A 12292-nucleotide genomic window follows, 5' to 3' on the forward strand; every position below is an offset into this window, starting at 1 on the left:
AAGATAGCATGAAATATGTAGTAATCGGATTAGGAAATTTAGGACGTGCGATAGCGAAGGACTTGACACGTGTCGGCAATGAGGTGATCGGCGTAGACATGGATCTGCATCGTGTCGATATGCTGAAGAACGACATAGCGGGGGCGATCGCCTTGGACTCTACGGACAAAGAGGCCCTGAACACCCTCCCATTGAACGAGATGGATGCCATTATCGTAACATTTGGCAAGGATTTCGGAACTTCCGTTCAGACCGTCGCTCTATTGAAAAGCCTGGACGCGGGCAAACTGATCGTGCGGGCGATCTCCTCGATCCATGAGACTGTGATCCGTGCGATCGGGGTAAGCGAGATTATCACCCCGGAAGAGGATTTCTCTACGATGTACACCTCCCAAGCCTCCTTAGGCGGCCTGTTCCGGCATTGGTATAAAGTAACCGATACCGAACATCTCTATAAGATCAAAACGCCGGCCACGCTTGTCGGGCAAACAATCAAGAACATTGATTTCGAAGAGAATTTCGGCATCCATCTGGTAGCGATCGAACGTCCTTACGAGAAAAAGAACCTGATCGGGCTCACACAAACAGAACACAAGGTTATCAGCCGCATCACCGAGGAATTGGTGATCGAGGCGGATGATCTACTGATCTTATTCGGGAAGATGGAGCTATTGAGAAAAATAGCCAACATCTAAAACCAAACATAGGCAGACGACCGCGATAGAATCAGCGTCGTCTGCCTACGGCAAGTATCAATGGGGCGATCAAGCCCCCGCTATCTCTATCGTATAGGAGGCATCGAAAGCCTCTCCCGGTTCCAAATGCCATACCCAATCCCGGTCTTTATACTCACCCGTATAATCCATCCGGTCGCAACGCCCATACCAAGGTTCGATACAGACAAACGGAGCGTTTCTCGTAGGCGGAGACCATAAGCCTACCACCGGAGCCGTAAAGGTGAGCGACAGGTACGTACGTTTCTCGACATCCAATAAATCCACCCGCTTAACCTGGCTGTCCTCCAAGATAAACGTATCGATATCGAACGTATGGATATTCAACGGCAGCAAGCCGTCCGCGCTTAAAGGTACCGGACGGACCACGTCGCCTACACATCCTTTCTCCACCAGCGCACGGTATACGAGATCTTTTTTCACATCGAAAGCGAAATACCCCCGATCCGGTTGGTCCACCTCATAATTCGGGTACAGGAAAGCCGGATGAGCGCCGATCTGGAAATGCATCGTCTGATCGCCCGTATTCTTCACACGCCAAAGCACCTCGACCTTATTACCCTCCAAACGATACCCGATCTCCAAAAGGAAAGGGAAGGGATAGACTCTCAGCGTATCCGGGGTGCTTTCCAACGCGAAACGCAACTCGTTCTCCGCCTCACCGATCAACGTAAAATCCATATCCCGTGCAAAACCATGCTGCGACAATGGATACACGATTCCCTCGTTTCGATACTCGGCATTCCATACGCTCCCGACGATCGGGAACAATACCGGGGAATGACGTTTCCAGAAAGCGGGGTCCGCTTGCCAAAGATATTCCTTTCCCGTAACGTTCGCTACGATACTGCTCAACTCCGCTCCATGTTCGGAGACACGGATCGTTAGTTTTTGATTTGATATTGTCTTCATCCCTTATGAAAGTTTAGTCGTACAATCTGTTTTTGCCTCGCAAGGTAGAAAAATATTATCATAACCGATATGCCTTCCGACAAGAATTTATCTTATTGTGTGAGATTACCACAACCCAGGCCGCTGTAAAAAGACAAAAAACACAGACACTTGCCCTGCATATCAAAATAATCATTACCTTTGTTCGGAGTAACAAGCGAGTAAAAAAAACGTGCCGTAAATCAATTATAAACCAACATAATATACAATTATGAAACGTCGTGATTTTTTAAAGACCAGTGTCATCGCAAGCGCAGCTCTATCCTTGAATTTTGAAGGTCTGCAGGCGGCCCTTTCCACGAACACCGTAGCCGTAGAGAAGGCTCCCGATATGGTAGCCGTTATGGGTGGGGAGCCGGAGGTGATGCTAGACAGAGCCTTGGAAGCCCTTGGCAGTATCGGAAACTTCGTAAAGAAAGGACAAAAGATCGTGATCAAGCCGAATATCGGCTGGGACCGCTCTCCGGAATTAGCCGGTAATACAAATCCTAAATTAGTGAAAGCCTTGGTCAAGAAATGCTTGGAGGCCGGCGCCTCTAAAGTGACCGTATTCGACCATACGTGCGATAACTGGCAGAAATGCTACGAGACGAGCGGAATCGCCGAGGCCGTAAAAGAGGCCGGAGGTATCATCATGCCCGCCAACGATGAGAAATATTTTAAGGAAGTATCCATCCCGGGAGGCGTGAACCTAAAAAGCGCGAAGATCCATGAGGCCCTGATCGAGGCAGACGCATGGATCAACGTCCCCGTATTGAAGAACCACGGTGGGGCGAAGATGACTTGCGCCATGAAGAACTATATGGGAATCGTATGGGATCGCCGTTTCTTCCATCAAAATGATTTGCAACAGTGTATCGCCGATATTTGCACTTGGGAAAAGAGACCGGTATTGAACATCGTGGACGCTTATCGTATCATTCACCAAAACGGCCCGCAAGGAAAGAGCGCAGCCGATGTGGCTACCTTGAAATCCTTGATCGCCTCCCCGAATATCGTCGCTATCGACACCGCCGCCCTTCGCCTGTTCAACCAAGTGAAGAAGCTGGATATGGCGGCCGTAGGTCATATCGGTAAAGGCGAGGCTTTAAAGCTGGGTGCGACAAATCTAGATAATGTCACGATCAAACGTATTAAGATATAATCGAGGATGAAGAAGTTTAATTACTTAAAGGGACTGCGGGTCATACTTGCGATCCTCATCTTCGTACCCATACTTTTATTCTTCGTTGATTTCGCCGATGTATTTCCGGACAACCTGCACGCATTGTTGCATCTCCAGATCATGCCCGCTGTTTTAGGGGGAATGGCGGGATTGATAGTCTTCCAATTCGTATTGGCTTTATTGTTCGGCCGGATCTATTGCTCGGTTATTTGTCCGGCGGGCGTATTGCAAGATATTATCAACCGGATTTTCTGTATCGGAAAGAAGAAAAAGAAAGGAGTACGCAGATTCAGCTATCATAAGCCCATGAATATCTTACGGTACTCTATTCTCGGGCTTACATTCGTGCTGGCTGTTTTCGGGATAATCGAATTATGTACATTGCTGGATCCGTACAGTAACTTCGGCCGTATAGCGAACAACCTGTTCCGTCCGGTCGTCATATGGGTCAACAACCTGCTGGCCGATGGATTGGCACGGATGGATAACTATACGCTTTACCACGTCACGATCAGCAATGTGACGGTATTCGGCGTGATATCCGCTTTGGTTGTGTTACTCGTATTCATCATCATGGTTGTATTCCGGGGAAGGTTGTTCTGCAATACGCTTTGCCCGGTGGGAACGTTGTTGAGCCTTATCTCCCGGTATTCGTTTTTCCGGATCTCCTTTGACAAGGAAGCCTGTACGCATTGTGGCAATTGCGAGCACACTTGCAAAGCGGAAGCGATCGACAGCAAGCGCCTTACCGTGGATACATCCCGTTGCGTAGATTGCTTCAACTGCGTCTCCTCATGCGCTAAAGGAGGATTGCAATATCGTTTCAAGCCTTCCTTCAAGAAAGAAGCCGAGACAGTCTGCGTGCAAACGGGCGTGCCCCAGCAGGCTACCGCTCCGAACAGCCGCCGTACGTTCCTCACGGCAGGAGCTACCGTAGCGGCCTCCCTCCCGATCGTATCCACCATTGCCAAAGGAATAGAAAAAGGGCAGGGCAAAGGGCGGCACGGACAAGGCAGGCACGGGCAAGGCAGGCACGGCAAGAAATGGCCCCCTATCGTGCCGCCGGGAGCGATCAGCTTAGAGCGTTTCAAGGATGTATGTACCGGATGCCAGATTTGCGTGACCCAATGCCCGAGTCATGTACTACGTCCCACAGGGTTGGAATATGGCTTTGATTATATGCTGAAACCCCGTGTCGCTTACATCGACAGCTATTGCAATTACGAGTGCACGGTCTGCTCGGAGGTTTGCCCCGCGCACGCCATAAAGCCGCTTACCAAGGAAGAGAAAGCGACTACGCAAGTGGGTATCGCCACCTTCTTCATCAACCGTTGTATCGTAAAGACGGAGGGGACGGACTGCGGGGCTTGCTCGGAGCACTGCCCTACCCAAGCCGTGCATATGGTTCCTTACAAGGGCACGCTGACCATTCCGCAAGTAAACCCCGATCTTTGCATCGGTTGTGGCGGCTGCGAATCGATCTGTCCCGTACGCCCGATGAGAGCGATCATCATCAGGGCGAACGAGGTTCACAAGTTCGTGGAGAAACCCAGGGAGGAAGAGGTGAAAAAGGTAGAAATAGATGACTTCGGATTCTAAGAGAAAAATGCTACCTTTGTCACAAATTTTTGATGCATGACATTTGAATTACAGTATAACGATACGGAATCGAACGCCAGGGCGGGCTTGATTACTACCAGTCATGGGGCAATCGAGACGCCCATTTTTATGCCCGTGGGTACGCAAGGTACGGTAAAGGGAGTACACATGACCGAGCTGAAAGAGGATACGAAAGCGCAGATCATCCTAGGCAATACCTATCATCTGTATCTTCGCCCCGGCATACAGATCTTGGAACAGGCCGGAGGCTTGCATAAGTTTAATACATGGGATCGGCCGATATTGACCGATAGTGGGGGGTTTCAGGTATTCTCCCTTTCCGACAATCGCAAGCTTCATGAGGAGGGCGCCGAGTTCCGCTCGCATCTCGACGGCTCCAAGCATATGTTCACGCCGGAGAAGGTGATGGACATCGAACGCTCGATCGGCGCAGATATTATCATGGCCTTCGATGAGTGTTGCCCGGGAGATGCCGACTATAATTACGCCAAGCAATCACTGGAGCTGACCGAGCGTTGGCTGGACCGTTGTTTCGCCCGCTTCAACAGCACAGAACCGAAATACGGCTATCAACAAAGTCTCTTCCCAATCGTACAGGGATGCGTCTATACGGACTTGCGGCAGAGGGCAGCGGAGAACGTGGCCCGGAAAAATGCTGATGGAAACGCTATCGGGGGACTGGCCGTTGGCGAGCCTACCGACAAGATGTACGAGGTGATCGAGATCGTGAACGAGATCTTGCCGAAAGATAAACCTCGTTACTTAATGGGTGTAGGAACCCCGATCAATCTACTGGAAGGGATCGAACGGGGTATCGATATGTTCGACTGTATCATGCCGACCCGTAACGGGCGCAACGGCCAACTCTTCACCCGCTTCGGCACCATCAATATGCGTAACAAGAAATGGGAGAACGATTTCTCGCCGGTCGATCCGGACGGACATTCCTACGTGGATACCTTATACAGCAAGGCTTATCTGCATCACTTGATCAAGGCGAAAGAAATGCTCGGCTTGCAGATCGCTTCTATCCATAACCTCGCCTTCTACCTATGGTTAGTGAAAGAGGCGAGGACACATATCATCGCTGGCGATTTTACCCAATGGAAAAGAGGTATGGTCCGTCAATTAGCGAACCGGTTATAAAAAACGAGACAGATGAAGTTTAAACTAAAACGGATCGATTGGTATATCATCAGGCAGTTTCTGGGTACGTACGTATTCGCTATCGCCTTGATTATCTCTATCTCCGTCGTTTTCGATATAAACGAGAAGATCGATAAGTTCTTGAATCCGGATGTTCCCTTAAAAGCGATCATCGTGGATTATTACTTGAACTTTATCCCCTATTTCGCCAATTTGTTCAGTCCATTGTTCACATTTATCGCCGTGATCTTTTTCACGTCGAAGCTAGCGGATCGTTCGGAGATCATAGCGATGCTTGCCAGCGGTATGAGTTTCCGTAGGTTAATGCTTCCTTATGCGGTCTCGGCTACGATTATCGCTATCGTGACGTTTATCCTAAACGCTTACATCATTCCCCCGGCAAATGAGACTCGTATCGATTTCCAGAACAAGTATATCCGCAACAAGAAGGTAGACTATGTGAAGAACGCCCAATTGGAGATCGAGCCGGGTGTTATCGCTTATTTCGATAGTTATGACGCTCGCTCGAACATGGGATACCGGTTCTCTCTAGAGCATTTCGAGGATAAGAAATTGATCTCCCGTCTGACCGCCAAGTCGATCAAATACGACTCGCTTTATCAATGGACCGTTATCGATTACATGATCCGTGATTTCGATGGCATGCGGGAACATATTTCCCAAGGCTCCCGTAAGGATACGACCTTGACCATCGTGCCCTCGGACTTCCTGATTTCCGTGAATGATTGCGAGACGATGACAACGCCCGAGCTAAATACGTATATCAACCGGCAGAAAAGAAGAGGCATCGGAAATATACAGACCTTCCAGATCGAGTATCATAAACGCTTCGCCACGATCATGGCGGCGTTTATCTTGACTTCTATCGGAGCGTCATTGTCTTCCCGGAAAATAAAGGGAGGTATGGGCCTGAATATCGGTATCGGATTGGCATTGAGTTTCTCGTACATCCTGTTTATGACGGTTACTTCCACCTTTGCTATTAATGGGTATGTGAGTCCTGCCGTGGCGGCTTGGATACCGAATATAGTTTATACATTTATAGCGATATTCTTATATCGGAAAGCGCCAAGGTAATTGATCAACTCCTATATCGGTATAACCCCGCCAAATTCCATCCAGGTTATGGAGACGGGGACCCGTCTCCATAACCTGGGATTTTCAATTATTTTGTGAAATTAAGTCCAAACTCTAACGTTTTTGCATTCGGAAGCAGTTGCAATACCATATCTACCATTTGCTGATAATTCTCCGGAACCATCGGTTTCAAGATAGGAGCTATCAGGGTCAAAACCGGTACGATTAAATCCTTATCCGCATAAAAAGTAGCCTCATTTCCATCCAACTTCATGTTAAGAGGTAGACCATAATGCCCCCCTAAATCAACCAAAAACTTCATGATCTCGTCAATAGAGATACCTGCGGCCTCCAATTTATCACCGGCAGCCTGTTGTAATAAAGTGGTCAAGAGTGTCACATAATTTTTATCCACAGCCACCATAAACTTCCCGTTTACCACACAATATTGGATACTTGCCATTTTTGTGATCTCACCGATTCCTTTATCCTCAGAAGCTCCTATAGGTCTCCAAGAGACATCAAAAATCCCATCTTCCGGTAAGTTAACATTTACAGCGCTTACTTTACCCCAAATCAAATTACTGATAGCAGGCTTTATCATAGGCACGAGGCCATCGATAGTAGAATTCCCGGTAACTATATTCGCATAAACAGCTCCAGCACCCACTTTCAAGCTCCAATTACCTACGATAGAGGAAGTTAATTTACGAGTATAAACAACAGAAGCTACGCCTCCTTTCACCGTACCATTTACTGATACCATGCAATCGCCAACCGTACTCTCGCCGGTAAACGTATAAGTGCCGTCCGCTTCCTTCAACGCAGCATCAATAACGACCGACCTATTTTCGGGAATGATATTATTCAAGGTTACGGATCCCTTCTCCGCAGAAGAAGCGGCAATCACGACCGATTTACCGTCAACAGGGATTGTCACTTCCCCCATTACCAGATTTACGTTCTTCCCCTCGTACGTTCTCGACAGATCTTGCCAGTTACCGGAAGAACTTGAATCGTCATCATCACCACATGCCGTAAAAAAAGCCATCGTGCAAATCACGGCAAATACATACAACAAACTCTTTCTCATGATTCTTGTTTTAAATTTAACATAAACAGCTATTAATGTTATCACAAATATATCCATTCCAACTTCCACTAACAACAATAATTTAATATCAGATGTTCGATTCCTGTGTTTAGATCAAAACATACCTATCAATCTCTCGCGAACAAAACCTTCATATTCTCCCATCATTTATTACAAAAGATCTGACGCCAATTCGGATAACTCGCTTCGCTCGCCTTTTATTAAGTTGATATGGGCGAACAGCTCCTGTCCTTTCATCTTGTCGATCATGTAAGCCAAGCCATTACTTTGGGCGTCTAGATACGGGGAGTCAATCTGTTGGATATCTCCCGTGAAGACCATCTTTGTTCCCTCTCCCGCACGGGTGATAATTGTCTTGATCTCATGCGGCGTGAGGTTCTGGGCCTCATCGATGATACAATAAGTCTCAGACAAGCTACGACCCCGGATAAAGGCCAACGCCTCGATCACCAACTGGTTGTTCTTCTGCATATCGTCGATCTTACGGACATCAGGATTACCCGGGGCAAACTGGGTTTTGATCACGTTCAGGTTATCGAATAGAGGTTGCATATAAGGAGCGACCTTTTGCTTCTCGTCACCCGGAAGGAAACCGAGATCCTTATTCGCCAAAGCGACGATCGGACGAGCCAAAAGTATCTGTTTATACGTGCCGGCTTGTTTCAAGGCGGAGGCCAACGCCAACAACGTCTTTCCGGTACCGGCCTTTCCGGTCAGCCCCACCAGCTTGATATTCGGATCGTTCAATACCTCGAAAGCGAAACTCTGCTCGGCATTACGGGGCTGGATACCATAGTTCGTGCCTTTGTCTACCTTCTTGATCTTATCCGTAAACGGATTGTAGCGAGCCAATACACTATTACGTGCGCTTTTCAAGATAAAGCATTCGTTCGGGTCGAGCTTAGACTTGATATCCAACGAATCCGCGTTTACGCCTTCCGGAGAGCTGTAGATTTTGTCGATCAAATCGGGGTCTATATGCTCATAGGTCTCTTGCGCACACTCGAAAATATCTACATTCACGACCTTATCCGTGATATAATCCTCAACAGGAATACCCAAAGAACGAGCCTTCATACGAAGGTTTACATCCTTGCTGACCAAGGTGGTCTTGATCTTCGGATTCTTCTCGGCGATCGTCAACGCACAAGACAAGATACGATGATCCGGTGTTTTATCCGGAAAAGAATACGCTATTTTCTCCTGGTACTTATCACCGGTCACGATATAGAGTGTACCTTTTCCCGGTCCTAGCGAGGCACCTTTTAAGAACAGGTCATTGCTGGTCAACAAGTCCAGCTCCCGAACAAACTCGCGAGCATTATAATTGATCTGCTCACTCCCCTTCTTGAACTTGTCCAACTCTTCTAATACCACGATGGGTAGATAGATGTCATTTTCTTGAAAGTTCTCGATGCACTTATAGTCATGTAATATGACATTCGTGTCCAACACAAAATTCTTCTTTGTTCCCATGGCCTTTCGATTTATTGATTATTGCTTCCAATGTAGTAACAATCCGGACACGTTGATAGTTCCGGACTGCTAAACAATGCTCTTTTGTGTGTCAAGAATAAGATCGGTTATATTCTTGTTAGTCCATTTACACGGACGCTAATAGCCCGGAATGATTAAATTTTTCTTTAACAATTTGTCAACGGACCATATTGGGGGCTTGCCATTCATTATAAATTTGATTGTAATAATAATTTATTCATAGTTTATTTCCTTTTAATCGTCTGACATTTGCGACGAGTCATTTCTTCAGCAAAAGCCTGTTCACCATGCTCTCTTATGTAACTGATACAGGCCGGACGATCGGATTTGAAAAGAATCGAGAATACCTTGCCTATAAAATTGGAATAAATCCGGCACTCTTTCACGTCAGAACTGCACGCTGCTATATATTCTTTATTTGCTTCCATATTATTCCTTAATATGTTGATGAACAAACTCCCCATTTATCCAAAAGGTGGCTTCGGTTCCGATGAAATGGAGTAGCGCATAGTTCGGATCTGTCGGACCGCCGGGGAAATGGTTGATGTACCAATCCTGCCACATTTCTTTGCGTATGCCGTCATCGGTGATAATTTCAATTGTTCCGCGCAAGGCAACACTGTCTCCATAGGAAGAGTAGCACAGGCCGGCTTTGGGATTCGCTTTGAAATCGGCAACCTTCACAGAATCGGCACCCGTAGCCATCCATACCTCGCTGCATCCTGCGGTATGCCCCTTGGCCATCGGTACGGGACGAGGAAACCCGTCAGCATTGATTGAAGCCAGTGTCACTTCATTGCAATGGGCAAGCAAAGCCACCGCTTTTTCAGCAATGCTCCTTTCGTCCTTTTGCTTCCACCGTTTCAGATTCGGGAAAAACCGGCGCATCTGCTCCTTTGCCTGTTCGGGAGTGAGATTCCAGCCTGCCTGCTCGTTCATCTGGTCGGTAAACTGTGCGCAAAACTCAATCATTTGGTTCATGTTGAAGTTCTGCGTGAACTTCCCCTCCTTGTAGCAATAGATGCAGTAATCCTCATTACGACTGCCATCCGCGTTTGTACCCTTGTTGCCGTCAGTCAGCGGCATACCACAACTCTGACAAAATTTTTGTTCCATATCGTTTTCCCTTTTCTCTCTCCAGTCCGACAAAGCAGGTTACCAAATGCAAAAGCGCAGACTGCAACACCACTATGCTATCACTTGCGTCGGTTTCTGAATTTCTTACGTTTCCAATTGCAAAGTTACTCATTTTGTGACAATCTCTTATAACAGAACTATTTTATTTTACTTTACATTGAGGTTCTTTCAATTTGATTATGAGTTTCATGAGTTGAGCCATGAAGCCATAACTGCGAATATAGCGGTTAACCAATTTGCGGAACTTGTCCATAACTGAACTTTTGCGCTTTTCACTGAAAAAACTCTTGATTTCCGACGGAATATTTGTAATTTTGCTCATGGCTTTGAGTATGGTATTTAGCTGTTTGAACACCTCTAAATTACTAAATTTCCGTCATATACGGAAATTCTCAAAGCCTTTTTCATGACCATTTTTATGGCATCATACTAAATCCGAAACTTGAGTCACATTAAATAACTCCCATACGACATCTGAAACATCGGGGAATTTATCGTGCAACTTATCATGTAATTTATCATGCAATTCGTTCTTCTCCTCTCCTTGATGCTCACGGAGAGTTTTCAATACCTCTTCGAGCATAAAGATAATAAACGGCGATGATTCACCGGCAGCACCACTTGCGGCAATTGCATCGTAATACGCTTGCTGGTTGCTGTACACCATATTCTCAACCGGCAAATGATGAAAGAGCGGATGCAATCTGCCAAGTATTCAACATAACGGCGGTTACCCACACAATTCGTTACAGAGCCAGATTTTCATTGTTGTCTGAGCACTGAGTCACATTCTTTTGTACATATTCCCTACTTGTATTGGCATAACAATAGACACAGAAATGGCGGCAAGTGTTATACCTACCGATATCTTTGCTTATCATGCAACCGCAGGCTTTCCGTTGGCCTTTGTCTTTTAGGTCTTTGCGTTTGTCGGGTAAAGTGGGAAACGCACCAAAAAGATCCGGTTCGGGTAATCGGCCTGTTCGAAGATAATAAACCAATTCATAATCTTCCCCAAACACACGCTCCATTAACTCACCGTCAATACACCGGTTATGTTCAATGCCATAAACCGCAAGGTCAATATCCTCGGCACAAGTAGCGAGTGTCACATTCCAACCGGTAGAAGACCAAATCTCCCTCAACTTCACCAATCCCTCTACCGTTTCTTGGCGCTGCGCCGCATTCATCTCAGCTGTTTCCACATCCTCTTTCGTAAAGTAATTCGTCTCTTTTATAAGATTGTTCTGTACCTTACGATACGCCTTTACATCTACGAAACTGAACACGAGCTTATCTGTATATCCTTTCAACAGATTGCCGATCTTCCAAATACGGCCAAGCAGGACACGGGGTGTGATAGATGAACTCATGATCAACGGATCGAATCGCCAGATCACCCGTCCCTTCCCTATCATTTCTGACAATTCCCGAAATGTCTCTACCCGCTGCATAACGCTCGGCACATTCGGCTCAAATCCTTCGCTCACATAGTCATTCAATGTGAACTGAAAATAATAATGGATGCCTCTCCTATCCAACTCATGCAAATAAGGTAATATCGGTTTCGGATTCTTTGTCCAAAATACGATTGCCTTACACCGCTCAAACGACACATACGTTTTCCGTCGGTTAAATGGATTATACCAAACACAATACCCCTTCGCCAAACGATTAAAGAACCACTTGGCATAAAAGGCCGGAATATCCGTTGACCGGCTGGCAGAGATGATGACGGGAGCAAGTGCCTCGACTTGCTCGCCGGAATCGGTGGTAATTGTTATCTTATCAATCATCGTTCAATCGTTTATAAGCTTTTCCATCCTTTAA

Annotated in this window: 12 protein-coding genes; 5 read left to right on the top strand and 7 right to left on the bottom strand. The window is 46.7% G+C overall.

What is annotated here, in order from left to right; translation table 11 throughout:
- The first annotated feature begins 8 nt into the window (after positions 1-8).
- The gene (locus tag G7Y39_RS03040) at positions 9-695 is read left to right on the top strand and encodes a TrkA family potassium uptake protein (protein WP_165154945.1); all 687 of its coding nucleotides are present in this window, start codon (positions 9-11) and stop codon (positions 693-695) included.
- Between the two features lie 69 nt (positions 696-764).
- On the opposite strand, the gene G7Y39_RS03045 is transcribed toward G7Y39_RS03040, so the two are convergent.
- Positions 765-1646, bottom strand: a complete 882-nt coding sequence (locus G7Y39_RS03045) for an aldose 1-epimerase family protein (RefSeq protein WP_165154947.1) — start codon at positions 1644-1646, stop codon at positions 765-767.
- Between the two features lie 250 nt (positions 1647-1896).
- Here G7Y39_RS03045 and G7Y39_RS03050 point away from each other — a divergent pair, with 250 nt between their 5' ends.
- Genes G7Y39_RS03050 through G7Y39_RS03065 form a run of 4 tightly spaced genes read left to right on the top strand, consistent with a single transcriptional unit; the run spans position 1897 to position 6714 of the window.
- Positions 1897-2829, top strand: coding sequence for a DUF362 domain-containing protein (locus G7Y39_RS03050; RefSeq protein WP_165154949.1), 933 nt, complete (start codon positions 1897-1899; stop codon positions 2827-2829).
- A 6-nt stretch (positions 2830-2835) separates the two neighbouring features.
- Positions 2836-4449: a 4Fe-4S dicluster domain-containing protein gene (locus G7Y39_RS03055; protein ID WP_165154951.1), complete on the top strand. Its 1614-nt coding sequence runs from the start codon at positions 2836-2838 to the stop codon at positions 4447-4449.
- Positions 4450-4485: 36 nt separating this feature from the next.
- Entirely contained in the window at positions 4486-5616 is a 1131-nt protein-coding gene (gene tgt, locus G7Y39_RS03060) for a tRNA guanosine(34) transglycosylase Tgt (RefSeq protein WP_165154953.1), read from the top strand.
- Between the two features lie 12 nt (positions 5617-5628).
- On the top strand, positions 5629-6714 hold the full coding sequence (locus G7Y39_RS03065; RefSeq protein WP_165154955.1) for an LptF/LptG family permease: 1086 nt from the start codon (positions 5629-5631) through the stop codon (positions 6712-6714).
- Positions 6715-6802: 88 nt separating this feature from the next.
- Here the strand turns inward: G7Y39_RS03065 and G7Y39_RS03070 are convergent, their stop codons facing one another.
- From G7Y39_RS03070 to G7Y39_RS03095, 6 genes are all read right to left on the bottom strand, one after another.
- Entirely contained in the window at positions 6803-7807 is a 1005-nt protein-coding gene (locus G7Y39_RS03070) for a DUF4925 domain-containing protein (RefSeq protein ID WP_165154957.1), read from the bottom strand.
- A 171-nt stretch (positions 7808-7978) separates the two neighbouring features.
- Positions 7979-9304, bottom strand: coding sequence for a PhoH family protein (locus tag G7Y39_RS03075; protein WP_165154958.1), 1326 nt, complete (start codon positions 9302-9304; stop codon positions 7979-7981).
- A gap of 245 nt (positions 9305-9549) precedes the next feature.
- Positions 9550-9753 (bottom strand): hypothetical protein, encoded by a 204-nt coding sequence (locus G7Y39_RS03080; RefSeq protein ID WP_206225141.1) that lies wholly within the window; start codon positions 9751-9753, stop codon positions 9550-9552.
- A 1-nt stretch (position 9754) separates the two neighbouring features.
- On the bottom strand, positions 9755-10441 hold the full coding sequence (locus G7Y39_RS03085; protein ID WP_165154960.1) for a zinc ribbon domain-containing protein: 687 nt from the start codon (positions 10439-10441) through the stop codon (positions 9755-9757).
- A 445-nt stretch (positions 10442-10886) separates the two neighbouring features.
- Positions 10887-11129 (bottom strand): hypothetical protein, encoded by a 243-nt coding sequence (locus tag G7Y39_RS13600; RefSeq protein WP_241159952.1) that lies wholly within the window; start codon positions 11127-11129, stop codon positions 10887-10889.
- Positions 11130-11208: 79 nt separating this feature from the next.
- Positions 11209-12258, bottom strand: coding sequence for a DUF1848 domain-containing protein (locus G7Y39_RS03095; protein WP_165154962.1), 1050 nt, complete (start codon positions 12256-12258; stop codon positions 11209-11211).
- Between the last annotated feature and the right edge of the window lie 34 nt (positions 12259-12292).

This window comes from Parabacteroides sp. ZJ-118, from assembly GCF_011038785.1.
Lineage (GTDB): Bacteria > Bacteroidota > Bacteroidia > Bacteroidales > Tannerellaceae > Parabacteroides.